Source organism: Pseudomonadota bacterium (assembly GCA_027620075.1).
Classification (GTDB): domain Bacteria; phylum Pseudomonadota; class Alphaproteobacteria; order Rickettsiales; family UBA6187; genus 1-14-0-20-39-49.
Genome location: JAQCEY010000004.1, coordinates 26,193 through 44,848, shown reverse-complemented (window position 1 = coordinate 44,848; position 18,656 = coordinate 26,193). Strand labels below are relative to the sequence as shown.

The 18,656-nt window shown below is 39.3% G+C and carries 26 protein-coding genes; 6 read left to right on the top strand and 20 right to left on the bottom strand.

The window, feature by feature from the left end; translation table 11 throughout:
- Nucleotides 1-154: 154 nt before the first annotated feature.
- Together O2942_07160 and tatB are read right to left on the bottom strand one after the other, a co-directional pair.
- The gene (locus tag O2942_07160) at nt 155-1,348 is read right to left on the bottom strand and encodes a molybdopterin molybdotransferase MoeA (protein ID MDA0782027.1); all 1,194 of its coding nucleotides are present in this window, start codon (nt 1,346-1,348) and stop codon (nt 155-157) included.
- 65 nt (nt 1,349-1,413) lie between these two features.
- Nucleotides 1,414-1,719 (bottom strand): Sec-independent protein translocase protein TatB, encoded by a 306-nt coding sequence (gene tatB, locus O2942_07155; protein ID MDA0782026.1) that lies wholly within the window; start codon nt 1,717-1,719, stop codon nt 1,414-1,416.
- Nucleotides 1,720-1,851: 132 nt separating this feature from the next.
- Here tatB and metZ point away from each other — a divergent pair, with 132 nt between their 5' ends.
- The 4 genes from metZ (at nt 1,852) to O2942_07135 (ending at nt 4,662) form a co-directional block, all read left to right on the top strand.
- Nucleotides 1,852-3,036 carry an O-succinylhomoserine sulfhydrylase gene (gene metZ, locus O2942_07150; GenBank protein MDA0782025.1) on the top strand — a complete coding sequence of 395 codons (1,185 nt, stop codon included), beginning with the start codon at nt 1,852-1,854 and terminating at the stop codon, nt 3,034-3,036.
- A gap of 35 nt (nt 3,037-3,071) precedes the next feature.
- Complete coding sequence (locus O2942_07145) at nt 3,072-3,218, top strand: DUF1674 domain-containing protein (GenBank protein ID MDA0782024.1); 147 nt, start codon at nt 3,072-3,074, stop codon at nt 3,216-3,218.
- Between the two features lie 139 nt (nt 3,219-3,357).
- On the top strand, nt 3,358-4,257 hold the full coding sequence (locus O2942_07140; GenBank protein ID MDA0782023.1) for an Hsp33 family molecular chaperone HslO: 900 nt from the start codon (nt 3,358-3,360) through the stop codon (nt 4,255-4,257).
- 81 nt (nt 4,258-4,338) lie between these two features.
- Complete coding sequence (locus O2942_07135; GenBank protein ID MDA0782022.1) at nt 4,339-4,662, top strand: multidrug efflux SMR transporter; 324 nt, start codon at nt 4,339-4,341, stop codon at nt 4,660-4,662.
- Here the strand turns inward: O2942_07135 and O2942_07130 are convergent.
- A complete protein-coding gene (locus O2942_07130) occupies nt 4,659-5,093 on the bottom strand; it encodes a hypothetical protein (GenBank protein MDA0782021.1) in 435 nt (144 codons plus the stop codon). The two genes, O2942_07135 and O2942_07130, sit on opposite strands and share 4 nt — an antisense overlap.
- 131 nt (nt 5,094-5,224) lie before the next feature.
- Here O2942_07130 and O2942_07125 point away from each other — a divergent pair, with 131 nt between their 5' ends.
- Complete coding sequence (locus tag O2942_07125) at nt 5,225-5,434, top strand: hypothetical protein (GenBank protein MDA0782020.1); 210 nt, start codon at nt 5,225-5,227, stop codon at nt 5,432-5,434.
- Here the strand turns inward: O2942_07125 and ilvN are convergent, their stop codons facing one another.
- From ilvN to O2942_07075, 10 genes are all read right to left on the bottom strand, one after another.
- Nucleotides 5,435-5,944 carry an acetolactate synthase small subunit gene (gene ilvN, locus O2942_07120; protein ID MDA0782019.1) on the bottom strand — a complete coding sequence of 170 codons (510 nt, stop codon included), beginning with the start codon at nt 5,942-5,944 and terminating at the stop codon, nt 5,435-5,437.
- Nucleotides 5,941-6,273, bottom strand: coding sequence for a DUF86 domain-containing protein (locus O2942_07115; protein MDA0782018.1), 333 nt, complete (start codon nt 6,271-6,273; stop codon nt 5,941-5,943). Before O2942_07115 ends, ilvN begins: the two co-directional genes overlap by 4 nt.
- Nucleotides 6,270-6,560 (bottom strand): nucleotidyltransferase family protein, encoded by a 291-nt coding sequence (locus O2942_07110; GenBank protein ID MDA0782017.1) that lies wholly within the window; start codon nt 6,558-6,560, stop codon nt 6,270-6,272. Before O2942_07110 ends, O2942_07115 begins: the two co-directional genes overlap by 4 nt.
- Nucleotides 6,561-6,624: 64 nt before the next feature.
- Nucleotides 6,625-7,104 carry a PH domain-containing protein gene (locus O2942_07105; protein MDA0782016.1) on the bottom strand — a complete coding sequence of 160 codons (480 nt, stop codon included), beginning with the start codon at nt 7,102-7,104 and terminating at the stop codon, nt 6,625-6,627.
- Nucleotides 7,105-7,115: 11 nt separating this feature from the next.
- Nucleotides 7,116-8,864 carry a biosynthetic-type acetolactate synthase large subunit gene (ilvB, locus tag O2942_07100; GenBank protein MDA0782015.1) on the bottom strand — a complete coding sequence of 583 codons (1,749 nt, stop codon included), beginning with the start codon at nt 8,862-8,864 and terminating at the stop codon, nt 7,116-7,118.
- A gap of 164 nt (nt 8,865-9,028) precedes the next feature.
- On the bottom strand, nt 9,029-9,808 hold the full coding sequence (virB9, locus tag O2942_07095; GenBank protein ID MDA0782014.1) for a P-type conjugative transfer protein VirB9: 780 nt from the start codon (nt 9,806-9,808) through the stop codon (nt 9,029-9,031).
- A gap of 30 nt (nt 9,809-9,838) precedes the next feature.
- Nucleotides 9,839-10,606, bottom strand: coding sequence for a VirB8/TrbF family protein (locus O2942_07090; GenBank protein MDA0782013.1), 768 nt, complete (start codon nt 10,604-10,606; stop codon nt 9,839-9,841).
- Between the two features lie 20 nt (nt 10,607-10,626).
- Nucleotides 10,627-11,538, bottom strand: a complete 912-nt coding sequence (argF, locus tag O2942_07085) for an ornithine carbamoyltransferase (protein MDA0782012.1) — start codon at nt 11,536-11,538, stop codon at nt 10,627-10,629.
- A 220-nt stretch (nt 11,539-11,758) separates the two neighbouring features.
- A complete protein-coding gene (locus O2942_07080) occupies nt 11,759-12,667 on the bottom strand; it encodes a M48 family metallopeptidase (protein ID MDA0782011.1) in 909 nt (302 codons plus the stop codon).
- A 9-nt stretch (nt 12,668-12,676) separates the two neighbouring features.
- Nucleotides 12,677-13,240, bottom strand: a complete 564-nt coding sequence (locus O2942_07075) for a LemA family protein (GenBank protein ID MDA0782010.1) — start codon at nt 13,238-13,240, stop codon at nt 12,677-12,679.
- A 152-nt stretch (nt 13,241-13,392) separates the two neighbouring features.
- On the opposite strand from O2942_07075, the gene O2942_07070 reads away from it, so the two are divergent.
- A complete protein-coding gene (locus O2942_07070) occupies nt 13,393-13,602 on the top strand; it encodes a hypothetical protein (protein MDA0782009.1) in 210 nt (69 codons plus the stop codon).
- Between the two features lie 154 nt (nt 13,603-13,756).
- Here O2942_07070 and O2942_07065 read toward each other — a convergent pair whose 3' ends face one another.
- The 7 genes from O2942_07065 to O2942_07035 all read right to left on the bottom strand — a co-directional run bounded on the left by O2942_07065 (nt 13,757) and on the right by O2942_07035 (nt 18,655).
- Entirely contained in the window at nt 13,757-13,912 is a 156-nt protein-coding gene (locus O2942_07065; protein ID MDA0782008.1) for a hypothetical protein, read from the bottom strand.
- 131 nt (nt 13,913-14,043) lie between these two features.
- Nucleotides 14,044-14,979, bottom strand: coding sequence for an ABC transporter ATP-binding protein (locus O2942_07060; protein MDA0782007.1), 936 nt, complete (start codon nt 14,977-14,979; stop codon nt 14,044-14,046).
- A gap of 30 nt (nt 14,980-15,009) precedes the next feature.
- Entirely contained in the window at nt 15,010-15,834 is an 825-nt protein-coding gene (gene lpxI / locus O2942_07055; protein MDA0782006.1) for a UDP-2,3-diacylglucosamine diphosphatase LpxI, read from the bottom strand.
- Nucleotides 15,824-16,639 carry an acyl-ACP--UDP-N-acetylglucosamine O-acyltransferase gene (gene lpxA, locus O2942_07050; protein MDA0782005.1) on the bottom strand — a complete coding sequence of 272 codons (816 nt, stop codon included), beginning with the start codon at nt 16,637-16,639 and terminating at the stop codon, nt 15,824-15,826. Before lpxA ends, lpxI begins: the two co-directional genes overlap by 11 nt.
- Entirely contained in the window at nt 16,632-17,093 is a 462-nt protein-coding gene (fabZ, locus tag O2942_07045; protein MDA0782004.1) for a 3-hydroxyacyl-ACP dehydratase FabZ, read from the bottom strand. The genes lpxA and fabZ overlap by 8 nt, the downstream gene beginning before the upstream one ends.
- A gap of 3 nt (nt 17,094-17,096) precedes the next feature.
- Nucleotides 17,097-18,119: a UDP-3-O-(3-hydroxymyristoyl)glucosamine N-acyltransferase gene (lpxD, locus tag O2942_07040; GenBank protein MDA0782003.1), complete on the bottom strand. Its 1,023-nt coding sequence runs from the start codon at nt 18,117-18,119 to the stop codon at nt 17,097-17,099.
- A gap of 8 nt (nt 18,120-18,127) precedes the next feature.
- Entirely contained in the window at nt 18,128-18,655 is a 528-nt protein-coding gene (locus tag O2942_07035) for an OmpH family outer membrane protein (GenBank protein ID MDA0782002.1), read from the bottom strand.
- Between the last annotated feature and the right edge of the window lies 1 nt (nt 18,656).

Here is an 18,656-nt window from a genome sequence, read left to right as displayed (position 1 = left end):
GCATCTATAGTAATTTCTAAATAACGTTTATGTGTTAATGTCACCCGGTCGAATTACGGGGGGCTGGAGCCACAAGGATAAAATCTCTCTATTAACCATACGGAAGTTATTGGAAAAACTATAAATAGGCGTATGGCAAAATAAATGAAAATATTTAACTAAAAGGAATTATACCGACCGAATAACCTTTTTTACAGCCTTTTTTATTAACCTGTACCAGACAATCGGAACTTAAAAGGGTAGACATCAACATTTTGTCATATGAAGATGCCGGCATTGCTTTTAATGTTTTGCCGTCATCGGTGGTAAGGTGTGAACATATATAATCCATTTTCAGGTCGTTCACGTCCAAATCACGGTCTAATACGGCAATGTCGTTAAAATGTGTTTTTTCTGTGGAATTGTTCATGTAGCGTATAATCGGTTTTAAGAACAATATACAGGCAATATAGGTCGATATCGGGTGCGAAGGTAAGCATAATAAGGGTGTCTTACCTATTTTAGAAAATATGATAGATATATCCTCGCTTAAGCTCAGTTTAAGAGTTTCAAGGGTATTATTGTTTTTTTCCAGTACCTTTTTCAATGCGTCTGAAGATGATTTTGAGATACCGCCCGTTGTGACTATCAAATCCATGCCCTTGATAGATTTCAGCTTCTTGGTTATTGAGCCTTCATTTTCAGACACAATGCCGTAGTCTTTTGCATTAGCCCCCTCGGATTTGGCAAATGAATTTAATATTATATCGGTGGTGGATATTGTTTGTTCGGGATCTAAGCCCTCACCCGGTTTTATAAGCATATCGCCTATCTCTAATATGCCTACCTCAGGGGGTTTGCTGACATTGAGCGATGACAGGTTCATGGAGGCGGCAATAGCAAGGTCTATGGCGGTAATCTTATAGCCCCTCTTTAGCATTACCTCATCTATCTGAAAGTCTATACCGCAATATAAGATATTCTGGCTGTGTAATACCGTTGTGTTTATCCTTATTGAGTCCCCTTCAACCTCACATTCGTTATCTTCAATTACCGTATCTGTTCCTTCAGGTAACGGTGAACCTACATAAGTACGCACAGCCTGACCGTCGTTTACCTTTCCGCTAAAAGGGCTTTCTGCGATTGATTCTCCGACAATGTGCAGATTGATGGGTGCGTCTTTTGTGTTCTCGCAAATTATCGCATATCCGTCGGCAGATACCGTGTCCTTGGCAGGAAACGGGCGTAAAGCTTTTATATCCGTCGCCAGAATCTTACCCAACGAATCATATATACCTACGGACTCATACGGCTTTTGCTCTATATGTGATAAAATCCTTTCAAGAAAATCCCTGTGGCTTTGATGCATTTGTTGTTACTCACTCCATGCTAATTCAACAATGCTAATTATATACATCATGCCTTAAAAAAAGGTTAATTATTTGAGGTTTTGTCAGGCTTTTTTTCCTTAATCATATCAGAAATATCGTAAGTAGGCTGTTCATTTCCCTCAAGGTCAATTATGGTTTTCATGTCCTCGTTCAATTTTTGTGCTTCTTTTTTTATGTCGTCTATTTCGTCAATGTCGGTAATGGCTGAGGTGAATTCTTTGGCGGTGTTTTTTATCTTGGCTATTACCTTCTTGCAGTTGCGTACTACCGCAGGCAATTCTTCAGGGCCTATAACAAGTAACCCTACTATCGCTACTACGAACATCTCCGACCATGACAAGTCAAACATATTAATTTACCGCAAGTTAGTTTTTTGAAGGATTATAGTCATAAAAGTGTAAATATAAAGATATATTGGACAAAACTGTAATTTTAGGCTAGTTATTGCTAGCAAAAATGAATAAGAAGAAGGCGAGGAATCGTGAAAAATAAAGAGAATCAGGAAAACTGGAAGATAAATACCAAGCTCGTAAGGGGCGGTACACTGCGTTCTAATTTCGGTGAGACCAGCGAGGCTATTTTCCTTAATTCAGGGTTTTGCTACGAGTCGGCAGAAGTGGCGGAAAGCCGCTTTAACGGCGAAGCACCCGGATTTGTATATTCAAGATATTGCAACCCTACTCTTGCTATGCTTGAGAAACGCCTTGCATTATTGGAAGGTGCGGAAGCCGCATGTGTGGTAGCAAGCGGTATGGCGGCGGTTTTTGCTTCGCTTGCATGTCAGATAAGACCCGGTGAACACTTAATCGCAAGTAAAGTTCTGTTCGGTTCGTGCTATTATATCGCTACCGAGGTGATGCCTCGTCTTGGTGTGGAGGTTACACTGGTAGACGGCAAGAATATGAAAGAATGGGAATCGGCTTTCAAAAAAAATACAAAATATGTATTTATCGAGTCCCCTTCAAACCCTAACCTTGAGCTGGTGGATATTGAAGCTGTAGCTAAGCTATGCAAACAACACGGAGCATTCTTTATTGTTGATAACGTTTTCTCCTCACCGATGCTGCAACATCCTTTGGAGCTTGGGGCTGACTGCGTCGTATATTCGGCTACCAAGCATATTGACGGACAGGGGCGTTGTTTGGGCGGTGCGATTTTGGGCAGTAAGCAGTTCATTGAAGAGGTGGTAACACCTTTCCACAGGCATACGGGGCCGGCTATGAGTCCGTTTAACGCATGGGTGTTCCTCAAGGGACTTGAAACTTTAGAAATACGTATGCAGCGTCATTGTGATAATGCCGATAAGGTAGCCCAGTTTTTAGAAAGGAATAAACATATTCAAAGGGTGATTTTCCCCGGACTTCCGTCACACCCGCAATATGACCTTGCATGCAAGCAGATGGATAGAGGCGGCAATATGATAGCTTTCGAGGTGAAAGGCGGCAAAGATGCTGCGTTCGCTTTTATGAACAAGTTGAAAATAATCGATATTTGCAATAACTTAGGTGATTCAAAATCATTGATAACTCACCCTGCATCAACTACCCATTCTAATATCGACCCTAAAGAGCAGGTAAAGCTTGATATTACACAGGGAATGCTGCGTTTATCGGTGGGGCTTGAAGATGTAGATGACCTTATAAACGATATTTCTCAGGCTTTGTAGTTTTATAAAAAAGAAAAGGTTTCAAAAACAGTAGAATGGAAAAAGAAAAACAGGACTCGGAAATAAATGAATTAACCGAGCAAGAAGATAATTCTGAAACACAAGAGCATGGAGGTCCTAAAGGCTTGGAGCCTACTCGCTATGGTGACTGGGAAAAAGGCGGTCGCTGCGTGGATTTTTAGTGTAGAGATTCTGAAATAAATTAACCTATAACAAAATTTATCTATAACGAACACTGCCAATAATATTCGGGTTACATAAGCTTGCTATTTTGAATAAATTATAGTAATGCCGGCTCAAATAGTTTATAATTGAGATTGTATGCAATTTGATTTACCTGCTAACAGCAATGACATTTTAAGGAACGCCTCCCTTCCTTTCATGATAGAAAAATCAGGAATAAGAGGTCGTTTCGTACGGATTAATGAAGAAGTCCATAAGATATTAAGCGACCACAAATACCCGTTACGCGTATCACAGCTTCTTGGAGAGCTTCTGGTTCTGGTATCCATGGTAGGCACTATGATGAAGCTGAAAGGTATAATTTCAATACAGGCTCAGGGTAACGGAGCAATAAGTTTTGTAAGTGCCGATTACACGTCAGACGGTCATTTGAGGGGTTACACGCATGTAAAAGACAAAAAGAAGATGCATGATCTTGAAGCTGAGGGACGTAAGGAGCAGGATATAACCGAACTTTTCGGAAACGGTAATGTTGTGATAACAATTGATAACAAAGGTGAAAGGGCATATCAGGCAATCGTACCTTTAGCCGGAAAAAGCCTTTCAGGTTGTATTGTTGAATATTTCAGACAATCAGACCAATTGGACGTTGTAATGGAAGTTACCGCAAATAAAATCAACAAAACATGGCATGCAGGCGGCATAGTGTTGCAGCGTATTGCACAAGAAGGCGGCAAAAAAATATCAAACCGTCATGAAGACGACTTTGAACGTGCTAGTATATTACTAGATAGCGTTACCGACAAAGAGTTGATAGACGACAACCTGCCCATGCCTACACTATTATACAGATTGTTCCATGAAGACGGCGTAAGGATTTTTGACCCGTCAAAACTTGAAGCCAGATGCAGATGCTCAAGAGAACGCATGGAAATGGCTTTAGATATGATGTCCGAAGATGAGCGTGAGAAAATGAAGGTCAAAGGCGTTATAACCATTACCTGCCGATTCTGTAATAAGAAAGAGAAGTTCAAGTAAAAATACCATTATAATTTTTCTTTTAGAAAAATTCAGCGTATGATAAATTACAGTGTTTTTATATTTTAGAGAAAAAACGCCATGAATGCATGGATAATTTTATTTTCAGGTACATTAATATCGGTCATAGCAAATGCTATGCTGAAACAGTCCGACGGTTTCAATAATTTTTTTCTTGGCTGCGGCTCATTTATATTGTTCGGAATCGGCATATTCTTATACGGTCAGGCTGTAAAAACCTTGCCAATCGGCATTGCCTATACCGTATGGTCGGGAATCGGTGTGTTGATAGTAACGGCGATAGGGCTGATATGGTTTAAAGAGACAATCTCGCCTTTGGGAATATTGTTCATGGTTATGATAATAACCGGCTGTATCGGATTAAACCTTATAACAAAGCCTTAAAACGGAATTTTTGCCGTTCCCTCATGTACTAAATAAATTAATATTCCCCCAAAAATTACCGCACTTTCTATTAAAGCAATCGGAATTATGTATATATGGAATTTACTATCGGGCTTTATTATTTCAGGATTTTCTTTATTGTATAGAATTGAAATTTCTTTACCGTTTTCAATAGTTTTTAATTTATAATTTATTTTTCCTTTTATTTTTCTTCCAAGACGGTCTTTGTATTCAACCGTATGTTCTACACAACTATGATTACCTACCCCTTGATTACTACTACTCAAAACTTTTGCCTTTGTAGCAATTGAATTTTTTACAAAAGTTTTTGCTTTAACAAATAAAAAAATGGCAGCAATTGCATTTCCTAACACTAGTAAAAACATAACACAAAATATCAATTTCCCCTGATCATTTAAAATTTCTTGCATACCACCCTTCAAATTACATTTTTTGAAAATTGTAGAGAAAAACAAATAATTTTTCAATTTTTCATTTGAATTTTTTGATTAATGCAATATAAGTTATACCAATATATCCACAATTATAAAAAATTAAAATCATGAACGACACTAAATTTTCTGCGTTTGTCAGAAACAAAATGCAACAACAACATACTCAAACTATTACCGATCGTCCGATAACAAGTTGGCAAGATGCTGTTTTCAAAACACCTGAAGATAAAGCAACTAAGTATATATCCGGCGGCAATACACCGTTGAAAAAAATAGAAGAATCCGAGCGGTCACCAAAATCGGTAATAAGCCGTTAGTTAAAATTCTTCCGAACCTCTGGCAATGGCGGTTATACCGGTGCGGGCAAATTCCAATATGCCGTACTGCTTCATTGCCGCCAAAAATTCATTCACCAGAATAGGGTTGTCGGATATTTCAAACACGAATGATTTTTCCGTAGAGTCAACTTCCTTAGCATTAAAGCTATCGGCAAGATGAAGTATCTCAGCCCGTTTATCTTTTATTGCCTTAACTTTTACAAGTGCCAAAGTACGTTCAACAAAAGCACCGTCGGCAGTAAGATTATGAACCTTATGTACAGGCACTATCCTTTCAATAAGAGTGACGATATGGTCAACAACCTTTTGCTCGGCAAATGTAGTTATGGTAATGCGGGAAAGCCCTTTTTCCTTATTAACTTCCGACACGGTCAGGCTGTCGATATTATAACCACGCCCCGAGAACAAGCCTACTACACGCCCTAAAACCCCAGCCTCATTATCAACCAAAACCGCTAAAATATGTCTTTCTTGTGTTTGTTCTGTCATAATTTCTTACTTATATTCTTTATTGTTTTTTTAAAAATCGGTATATCATTTTCTATAACCGCCCATACAAGCTCCATATCCAGCCCCATATATTCATGCACAAGGATATTCCGAAATCCTGAGATTTGCGACCATTTTACGTTAGGGTTTGACTCTTTCATATCTTGGGATATTCTTTGTGTTGACTCCGCCATAACCTGCAAATTTCTAAGAATCACATCTCTAACTTTATAATTATCTAAAAAAGCCCCCTTTCCCTCAAGGCTCATCTCCTCAACTTTTTCAATACATTCGATTATATGGTCAATATAAACTTTATCCCTGTTCATATCGGCTTTGCCTCATTTAATATCTGCTCCTTTATAGAGTGATATAACCCCCTATCCGATAATACGTCAACTTTTGTATGCAGCAAATCCTCTAAACTATTTTGGAAAGCTATTAAGTCAAAGTAACTTCTGTTTTTCTGCATTGATACCAGAATATCAATATCGCTGTTTTCTTTTTCTTCACCACGTGCAACCGAGCCGAAAACACGTATATTTTCCGCACCAAATTCTTTTGAAAGGGCTAATATCTCATCTCGTCTTTTTTGTAAATCGTTAAAATTTGTCATTTTCAACTCCACAAAGATAATATAAGCCCAGTCACATTATCTAAGTCGCTTCTTTTATGCTCTATTAGGCAAGCTCTAGCTGTTCATTTACAGACCTTACAATAGAACGCGGGCTATGTATAAAATCAACCTTAATACCTCCGGTTCCATTAATTGTAACAGTCCCATAGCTAAGAAATCTACCCATAATACCTTGGTTAACGGATACGCTTTCTATTTTAGACAAATTTAATTCTATCGTACACCTAGACATAAGACCATATTTTACTATAATCCTCTTATTAGTAACTGCAATCTCAGTTGAAAACCTTGAAACTACAGCATAAATCCAAGATACTAATCCGAAGATAGCCGACCATATTGCAAAAATAAAAGCTGTAAATCCCCTCACTTCAGTAAGTGCGTCAAGCCTTCCAGTATTCCTTATAAGAATGAAAGGAATAACAACTAACAGCACAAAGCAATTCAGATATATATAAGGGCTAACTTCAGCTTTAAAAACAATTTTCTCGCTTTGTAACAAATTATTTTCTACATAAGACATAATAATAACCTCTAAACCCTCTGCCTTGCTATTTCCTCATCAACTTCAATCTTATCATTAGGGCTAAACTCAATTTCGTAATGAGCCGCACCCGCAGGTATCATCGGGTAGACATTTTCCGCCTTATCCACTTGCATATCAAGAAAAACCGGACCATCTGTTTCCAGCATTTCTTTTATGGCATCATCAACCTTTTCGGGTCTGTCACAAATAATCCCCGTAAGTCCGAATGCTTTTGCAAGCTCCTTAAAATCAGGCAATGCCTCCATATAGCTTTCAGAATGTCTGTCGCCATGGAAAAGCTCCTGCCACTGGCGTACCATTCCCATATAGCTGTTATTCATCAGGAATACCTTAACAGGCAGGCGATATTGAACTGCCGTTGCCAATTCCTGAATATTCATCATTATTGATGCCTCACCCGAAACGCACACCACAGGTTTATCGGGATTTCCTATCTGCACCCCGATAGCGGCAGGCAAACCGTATCCCATAGTACCAAGCCCCCCGGAAGTCATCCAGCGGTTAGGCTTGTCGAACTTGATATATTGTGCCGCCCACATCTGATGCTGCCCAACATCTGTAGTCACAAAAAAATCCTTACCCTGCAATGCTTCGTTCAGCCTGTCCAGAGCGTATTGCGGCTTTATAGCCTTTCCCGACTGTTTATAGCCGAAGCTGTCTTTTTCACGCCATTGCTCAACCTGCTTCCACCATTTTTCAAGTGAATCCTTATCGCATGATAGTTTTTCTTTTTTCCAGATATCTATCATTTTCTCCAATACATGTGCCACATCGCCCACAACCGGAACATCAACCATAACATTTTTATTAATAGATGAAGGGTCTATATCAACATGTATCTTCTTCGAGCCTACCGAAAATGCATCAAGACGACCCGTAATCCTGTCGTCGAACCTAGCACCGATATTTATCATAACGTCACATTTAGCCATGCACATATTTGCTTCATATGAGCCGTGCATACCGAGCATACCTAAAAACTGCTTATCATTAGCAGGATATCCGCCGAATCCCATCAAAGTATTTGTAATAGGCGCCCCTGTCATTTTTACGAATTTTGTCAATAGCTCGGAAGCCTTAGTACCCGAATTAATTACGCCACCGCCTGTATAAAAAACAGGTCTTTTGGAGGCAGCAATCAATTTAACAGCTTTTTTTATAGCAGCTTCATCGCCTTCAAGTGTTACCTTATATGACTCTCTGGTAACATTTTTCAGGCTTTTATATTCTGCCGTCATATTCTGGATATTTTTAGGTATGTCGACAACTACGGGTCCCGGTCGCCCGGTACTTGCGATATGTATTGCCTCTTTTACGGTATGTTCTATTTTTTCCACTTCTTTTATAAGATAATTATGCTTAGTGCAAGGTCTTGTAATACCTACAACATCTGCCTCCTGAAAAGCATCACTACCTATAAGCGGAGACGGCACTTGACCAGTTATACAAATTATAGGAATACTATCAAGATAAGCATCGGCAAGACCCGTTACGGTATTGGTGGCCCCCGGTCCCGATGTTACTAAAACCGCACCTATCTTTCCTGTTGAACGGGCATAACCCTCTGCCGCATGCACCGCACCCTGCTCATGACGCACAAGTATGTGCCTTAACTTGTTTTGCTTGAACAGCTCGTCATATAAAGGCAACACCGCACCACCGGGATATCCGAATATAGTATCTACCCCTTGGTCTACCAAAGCCTTTATAACTATCGCTGCTCCGCTCAGTTGCATTTTACCCTCTTGTTAAGTAAGTATCTGATTTTTAAATATAGTATCCTCCATATAACTATAAATTAAATGGAAAATACTATAAAAAGTGTCGGATTGTAATATTTTATGTGGATAAGTCAATAAAAACCGTTTTAACAAATATAATTCTAAGTTCTTTTAATAAATTATATTATGTTATTTTTAGGCAAAGGTTTAGCTTCGTTAAATACGCAGACTACATCCTGACCGTGCCTGAGTGTAAAAACACTTGTGACCCTTTCAATTACAATATAGTCACCGGCAATACGATAATTCACAAGCTCCTCTTCACCTCTTGAATCGACAAGGAAAAATGCCGGAAGGTCTGCATTTACATCTTTAAACTGGAAGAACGTAAACTCACCGTCGTCAAAAACACGTAGCGGCTCAACAAGCTCCGAACCGGAAATGGTATAATTAAAGTTATATTTTTCAGGCTCGCTCAGGTCAGGTCCTTTTTTTTGTTTACCGAACTGTAGTACGGCACTTTTATTGTCATTACCGCTGTCAGGATATAGGAACTTCGTTTCAAAAACCAGTTCGGGATCGTTAATTCCCTCATCGCTGACTTCAGCCGCCTGTAAAATAAAGTGATATATCCTCTTACTTGTAATTAGCAGCATATTAGTATTGGCATCTTCAGGGTTATCCGCTATCGGCTTTATAAATAGACGGTTACCTTGCGGCACTATCTGCCATGACTTTGTATCCCCCATTGATATGGTTCTTACCTCTTCACCCTCTTCCAATACTATACTTGCCTGATAGTTATAGTAACCTGTGTAATGGTGAATGCCGTTAGGGTTGTAGGTAATAACACGCAACCTGCTATCTATAGGTAAAGGTCTGGACTTTTGTATTGCCCAGCTTGCATTTGGAGCTACAAATATTATAAAAATCAACAATCTGTATATAAATGAATTCATCATTAAAACCTTTAATAAAACCTTAATAAATTATTTACCGAGCAACCTTATTCCGTAGTATTTTACTATAAAACGTAACGGAGCACCGGTTCTGGCTATTGTTTCTATATCAGGAAGTCTAAAATGTACAGTAGCTTCCCAACTGCTTCTTGAAATTTTTTTGTATCCTGTAACTTTTCCTTCTTTTAGCCTTTCTTCTTCAAGCTCTTCAGAAGTCCTCGGCTCTATCACTGTTGCGGTAAATAAAACCCTAGCCTGACCTGATGTTTTATCATCTCCGATAAACTCCACGCTCCTGATCTTTATAGCACGCTCGGTATGATCCTTATATCTTGCAACGGGACTATACGGGTTAAGGTCGTTCATGTAGTTCATATACTCGTTAAGAACTTTCTTAGATGACGTACTTTTAACTTTTTTCATTTTATACTGGAATTTCTCACCGTACATCTCATCCGGTAGATATTCCTCACGTGTTTTTACATAATCCTCTATGAAATACCTTGCCATAGCCTCCTGAGTGGTCTCTTCTTTTTTGGCGATGGGCTTTATGAATGAAAAATAATCGGTTGAGTTTTCAACTTCTATAGGCAACGGTACTTTTGGAGTTTTATCTATTATAGCCGATAGATTTAAAGATAGAAGGATAAAGCAAATACAAAATATGCCTGCTAATATTATAAGGAAAGACCTTTCGGTTACAACCGTTATATATCGCTGCATATACCATTCATGTGCGTCATTGAAATATGACCCGTCTTTTATCTTTTGTGCAATTTCTTTATCTTGATCCTTCATGGTAACTCAGTTTACTATATTTAAAGTGTTTTTTTCAAGCACCAAATTATAATAGCCTTCTGTATGTGCAACCTGTTTTCAGCTTCATCAAATACAACCGACTGTTTTCCGTCTATTACACTGCCGGAGACCTCTTCCCCCCTATGGGCAGGAAGACAGTGCATAAATATAGCATCTTTCTTCGCAAGCCCCATTATTCTATCATTTACCTGATACGGTGTAAGCAGTTTAATTCTTTTTTCCGTATCTTTGTCACCCATTGAAACCCATGTATCTGTGGTAACAAGGTCGGCATCGGTCACCGCTTCTTCAGGTTTTGTCGTCAACGATACTTTGCCGTTATTCTCTTTGAACCATTTACACAGCTCTTTTGAAGGCTTGAGAGCCTCAGGAGTTGCGATACTAAGCTCAAAACCTTGCTTTACCGCAGCATGCACCCATGATGTAGTAACATTATTAGCATCACCTACCCATGCAACTTTTTTATTTTTTATATCACCCTTATGTTCTTCAAATGTCATTATATCCGCCATTACCTGACAGGGGTGGCTATAATCGGTCAGCCCGTTAATAACCGGAACCGAAGCGTATTTTGCAAGCTCAAGCAACGTATCGTGCGAAAAGCAGCGTATCATTATTATATCGACATATCTTGATAATACACAGGCGGTATCGGAAATAGGCTCACCCCTGCCGAGCTGGCTGTCATTAGTATTTAAAATAATACTGTTACCGCCAAGCTGGTTGATACCGACTTCGAATGAAGTACGGGTACGTGTTGAAGGTTTTTCAAATATCATGGCAAGCTGGCTGCCAATCAACGGCATCTGCACTTCACCTTCCTTTAGCTTTCCCTTCATATCTTTGGCAAGGGATATTATGCCCCTCAGCTCGTCAGGTGATATATTATCTAAATCTAAAAAATCAGGCATTCCGTCCTTCTTTGAAAAAATTTAAAAAATTAAGATAAACAAAAAGTTTAAAAGTGCAAGTATAGTGTTTTTGCTTTGTATTTATGCTATTAAATAAAAATAACAAATACTATAAAACAATCTGAATTATATATAATAATAGTTAATCAATAATTAAATGAGATTTTTTTGTAGAAGTTGATTCGACCAACTTCGCAAACCCGACTTACCGCCGAACAAATTAATAATTTTTTAGAACCGCTATCCTGTCATTAATAGGGGGGTGTGTGGCAAACATACCCAAGAATGACACCTGATTATCTATCATCATTTGCTTTACGTCATCATCAACGCCTTCAATATTTGAATTACCTGATATTTTCTGCAACGCCCTTACAAGTGCATCGCTGTTCTTAGTAAGCTCAACCGCACCGGCATCTGCCAGAAACTCCCTTCGCCTTGAAAGTGCGAACCTTATAAGTATCGATAATAAATACCCTATTGCAGCAACGGCTATCACAATCAATATCATGAATATCTGCCCTTTGCCATCGCCCCTTTTGCGACCCGTAAACCCACGGAAAACACCCCTCACCAGCATTTCGCTTATCACGCTTATGATACCTACGAATATTATGGAAACTATAAGCAGGCGTACATCACGGTTAATTATATGGGCAAGCTCATGGGCTATTACGGCTTCAAGCTCGTCATCTTCGAGTTTTTCTATTATCCCGCCGGTAAGCGTAACGGCATATGTTTTTTCGCTTATACCGCTGGCATAGGCATTCAGGGCTTCAGAATCTATAATGAATAATTTAGGCATGGTTATGCCTCGGCTGATGCATAGATTTTCAAGAAGGTTATAGACTTTCGGGTTTTCTTTTCTTTCTAAAGGTCTGGCATGCGTTTCTTTATTTATAAGGCTCTGATGTGAGAACCATGCGATTACGAACCAAATAACCACACCGATTACAACAAAAACAAAGCTGTCCGTTGCCATCTTGTTTGCTTCCTGTGCCGTTCCCGTCATTGCAAAGAACACAGCCCAGCACATTCCCAAAATAACGAACGGGAAACTTAACAGCAAGAACATGGATTTGAGATTATTATTCCAGATACTAGATTGTAGACCTATACCGTGTTGCATTGATATATCCTAGAATTTAACTTCAGGAGCGGTTTCGATTTTCTCCCTTTCATCATCACCGACATCAAAAAATGCTTCTTGTTTAAAACCGAACATTTTGGCGACCAAAACAGAGGGAAATTGTTCACATGCCGTATTAAGCTCATTCGTGGCATTATTAAAGAAGCGTCTGGCAGAAGCTATTTTATTTTCAATATCTGAAAGCTCCGTCTGCAAATGCCTGAAATTTGAATCGGCTTTTAAGTCGGGATAATTTTCCGCTACGGCAAAAAGGTTCATCATGGCATTACCTAAGGCAGATTCGGTAGCGGCTCTTTCTGCCACCGGAGCGTTTGAATCGATTCTCGCACGCATTTTTGTTACTTCCTCAAACACTTTCGACTCATGCTCGGCATAGCCTTTTACAGTATTTACAAGCTGTGGGACAAGGTCATATCTTTGTTTAAGCTGTACATCAATATCTGAAAATGCGTTCTTACGGTTCTGGCGTAGCTTTACCAGACGATTATATAGAATTATAAGAAATGCTATCAATGCTAAAACGATTATGCCTAAAATTATTTCCGCACTCATTCTTATCCCCTTGTAGTATAATCAAAAAATATCTGATTTTTTATCATATTACATTTTTGTTTTTTCCCCAACAAGTTTTTTAAATTTACACACCATAGTGTTCCTTATATAATTAATTTACCGAATTAATTATATAAAATTAAGGATATATAATGCAAATTCACGAACAAAGCCTATATAATAGCAACGCAATAACCTCTTTAGCGGTTATGACGGCTTTCGGTACGGCGGGAGGACTGCTCACAGCGAGTTTGTACCAAGGTTTTAGGCAGCAAAACGAAATACAGGATATAGCCGGACGAGAAAATACGGCACGAGGAATTGTTACAGGCGTATTAATCGGTGAGCAAATTTGCAAATAATCGGGATTGCCTACAAATTCAAATATGGCTGTTGCCGGCTATTTAGCCTCTTGCACAGCCATTAACACCGTAAATAAAATATTGCCCTACTGCGAGCAAATAGCCCGAGAAAGACAAAACGCCCGAAATCATAGGGACGTTTGATTAGCAAAAACTATAGATTAACCAAAGGTACGCATTCTATAGAAGAGTTATATTGCGGATTTGCCTGCATATACTGACATTCTTCCATTGAAGTGACCTTGGTTTGTATCTGCATATCCTGCTGATGAAAACTCAATATATTAACTACTATCATAAGAACTTTCATTGTATAACCATACGATTATTTTAACTTTCTAGCTTTATAGATAAATAGAATGAATTGTGCAAGTGTTTTTTTACGTAAAATAAATTCATTTACGTTTCTCTTATAAGATACGAACTTAGTATTTATTATAACTAAGCAACTTTAGCAGTCAGATATTTGAATATTTCTTCCAAATCTGCTTCTTCGGTGGAAAGGTCACGTATAGTTATTTTTGATTTAGCAACATCTTGTAGTATCCTATCTATGGATATCTTTGAAGTATTATATTCTATTTCAATGCTTCCTTCCGCATTGATAGTTGCATTATAACCGCCAAGCTCCTTCGGTACTTCTGTGAACGGCTCGTTACCTACAATAATTATTTTTTTGCGGTCTATTGTTTTCATCACATTCTTTTTAGTATCGTTAGCAATTATTTTGCCGTGATTAATGACCGCTATCTTATCGCAAAGCTCCTCGGCTTCCTCCAGATAGTGTGTGGTAAGCACTACGGTCGTACCTTCCTTATTAAGCTTTGTAACATATTCCCAAAGCTGGGTTCTAAGCTCAACATCTACGCCTGCTGTCGGCTCATCAAGAACAAGCACCTTAGGGGAATGCACCAGTGCTTTTGCAATTAACAACCTGCGTTTCATACCGCCTGAAAGACTCCTTGCTTGAGAGTAAGCCTTATCGCCTAAGCCCACGGCTTCGATTATTTCCATAGTTCTGCGTTTATTTTTCGGTACACCATAATATCCTGCGGTATTTTCCAGTGCCTCAAAAGGAGGAAAGAAAGGGTCAAGCACCAACTCCTGCGGCACAACCCCGATAGCCCTGCGTGCGGCTTTTGTCTGCTTGTCGATATCATGACCGCATATGCTGACATTACCTTCGGTTTTATTAACCAGACCTGCCAGTATATTTATAAATGTAGACTTACCCGCACCGTTAGGACCTAATAATCCAAAAAACGACCCCTCCGGTATCTCAAGGTCAATATGGTTAAGTGCAACCTTATCGCTGCCTTTTTTGAGCTTATAAGCCTTATATAATCCTTCAACTTTTATTGCTGATGTTTTTGTCATTTTTATAAAATTTACTAAGTTGAAGTTTTCCTAAACCCCTATTATAAACAATCCGTATTCATCTGCCATTTTGATAACCTCTTCCTTGTCGATTATCAAAGCCCCTCCGGCTTCAACGGCAATACCTGCCAGACCGTTTTCATACGCTTTCATAATGGTGACAGGTCCTATCGTCGGCAAGTCTACCCTGCTATCCTGACCGGGCTTTTTCACCTTTACCAGAACACCGCCTTTTTTCTCCATTTGCAGTTCGCTGCATCTTTGTATAAGCCCGTCGGTTCCCTCAATTGCCTCAACGCCGATAACAACCCCGTCCTGCACTATTACACTTTGCCCGATATCAAGTTCACCTATTTTCTTGGCAATTTCTTTTCCAACCTCAATATCCTCTTTTTGTCTTTGGTCAGGTTTAACCTTGCCTAGCTGCCCCATAGTGACAAGAGCATCTTCTAATATCTCGTCAGCACCTACTATTTCAAAACCGTTATCTTCAAAGAATCCGATAACGGTAGTCAGTAATTTATTGTCACCGTTGAACTTAGCCTTGGTTATCCTTGCCAGCAGCTTTATACCGCCTGCATCCAAACTCAGCGATAGCAATTTGGGTCTTTTGAGTCCACCGGCAAAAACAACCTGCTCCACCTTCTCTTCTTTTAAGGTTTTTATCGCTTTTCCGACAGAACCTATATTAAGCTTAACGCTTTGGACTTTACTTATAGAACCGGGCAGATTATCGGTGATTAAGATAACGAAAACATCTATGCCCGAATTAATGCACTGGCGAATTATTTTTTCAGGCAGGTCACCGTTGCCCGCTATCAGACCTATTTTTGAGAATTTCGTATCATGCTGCATCTGCGTTTTTCACACTATCATGTTTTGGCTGGCATATTGCCCTTGAACTATTTGTCCTTATGAACTCAATAATCTCTTTTACACCGATATTATCTTTGAACATCTCGGCAGCATCTTCCATACGCTCCTGCAATGTTCCCTCTTGTGAGAATATCAAACGATAGGCATTTCTTAAAGTATGTATTTCCTCACGTTTGAAATTACCGCGTTTTAGCCCTACAAGATTAAGACCGCATAAATTCGCCCTTTCACCCATAGCCTGACCGTAAGGTATCACATCATTTTCAATACCCGACATACCGCCTATCATTGCATGATGCCCTATCCGCACAAATTGATGTATTGCCGCTAAACCGCCTATCACCGCAAAATCACCGACCTTGACATGCCCTGCAAGTGTTGCGTTATTCGCCAGAATCACTCTGTTACCTACAACGCAATCATGTGCCACATGAGCTCCCACCATAAACAGGCAGTTATCGCCGATGATAGTGGTCATAGCATCGCCTTGTGTGCCCGGATTCATGGTTACATGCTCACGGATAGTATTATTCTTGCCTATCACTAATGTTGATTTTTCACCTTGGAATTTCAAATCCTGAGGAATATGACCGATAGATGCGAACGGGAATATACGAGTCCCCTCGCCTATCGTTGTATATCCGTCAATAGCGACATGCGAATAAATCTTTACATTATCGCCTATTACAACATTTGCACCCACAACTGTGTAAGCACCTATTTCAACATTATTACCTATTTTTGCACCATCTTCTATTATGGCGGTTGCGTGAATTTTATTCATTTGGATCCATTAACATTGCGGTTACGGTTGCTTCTGCAACTTTTTTTCCTTCTACAGTTGCCACTCCTGAAAATTTCCATACCGATTTACGGTTTTGTAGTTTTTTCACCTCCAGATACAGGCTATCACCCGGAACTACCGGCTTCCTGAATTTTGCGTCATCAATAGACATAAAATATACAAGCTTGCCTTTTGCCTCGTCCCCAAGAGTCTTTACAGTAAAAACCGCAGATGCCTGTGCGATAGCTTCCACTATCAGAACACCGGGCATAATCGGCTTATCGGGAAAATGCCCCATAAAGTGCGGCTCGTTAAAAGTAACATTCTTCAAGGCTACCATAGAATCATCAGGAGTAAAGCTGACTATCCTATCTATCAGCAAAATAGGATATCTATGCGGTATCATTTGTATGATTTCTTCAATTCCAACTATAGTTTCTTTGCTTTGCGTCATTTTTTAGCCTTTCTTATTGAGCAATTTTTTTATAGCTATTGTTTGTCTGTGGTAATCTTTAATATTAATAGCGGGAGAACCGCCTATTTTCATACCGTCTTCTATGTTATGCATCACACCTGATTGAGCCGCAATAGTTACCATACTGCCTATCTTCAGGTGACCTGCCACCCCCACCTGACCGCCTATTACGGTATAATCACCTATTTTGGTACTGCCCGAGATACCCACATGCGAAACGATAATACACCCCTTGCCTATCTTTACGTTATGCCCTATCTGCACAAGATTATCTATCTTGGTATTTCGCCCTATCACGGTGTCCGGTCCTGCTCCTCTGTCTACACAGCTATTAGCACCGATTTCAACATCGTCCTCAATTATGACCCTACCCAATTGCGGCACTTTTATATGCACACCCTTATCGGTGGCAAAACCAAATCCGTCCTGCCCCACTTTCACACCGGGATGCAATATCACATTATTACCTATGATAGTATGGCTTACGGTAACACCATGCCTTATAATACAGTCATTGCCTATTTTAACACTATCCCCGATATAAGCCCCTGATGCTATATAGCAACCACTGCCTATAGTTACATTATTACCTACATAAGCACCCGCTTCTATCCGGCACTTCTGCCCCACCTTTGCACTTTCAGATATATAGGCATTTTCCGAAATATCATTATTGTTATTATTATTTATCGGATAAAATTTCGTAGCAACTTTTGCATATGCGGCATAAGGATTATCCGAAACTAATATATCCATTTCCTTTGGTGCTTTTTCTATAGTTTCAGCGGACATTATACATGCCCCCGCCTTACTGCTCATAAGGTCATTGCCGTATTTCTTATTGCTAAGAAAAGTAACTTCGTCCGACTTGGCGGCATCTATGGGTGCAACACCGGCAAACTTCTTTTTACTATCCTCGGAACGATATATCTTTGCACCTGCTATCTTTGCTATTTCCTCAAGAGATAGCGACTCGATACTATCAAAAAATTCTAAATCTGGCATGGTATTGATTACTCAGGTGTTTTTACTTTAGGCAATTTCTTATCAAGCCTTTTTAGAACTTCATCTGTAATGTTCAAACTTTTATTTGCATATAATATCTGCGATGTAGGTATAGCAACTTCAAAGCCGTTTTCTTTTGCAAGATCTTCTATAATCTGGAAAACCACTTCCTGCACCTGAGCTAAAGAACCGGATAAGGTGTTATCAAGATTGGCTCTTTTAACCTGAACATCTCTTTGAACCTTTATAAGTTTTTCCTTGAACTCTTCACGCTTTTGTTCAAAGACTTCTTGTGCAAGAACTCCGCTTTGTGAAGCAAGTTTTTTCTCTTCTTCACGCAGCTTTTCTTCTTCTTTGGTTATTTCGTCCTGATATTTATCTCTTTTGGTTTTTATCTTTTCCCTTATATCATTAGCCGCCTTCGAATCCTGAAGAACCTGCTGTATATCAACGACCGCTATTTTTAAATCTGCGGCAGTAGCGGCAGATGAGATATTGAACAAGGTAATAAATATTAATATCAGCGTCTTTTTCATT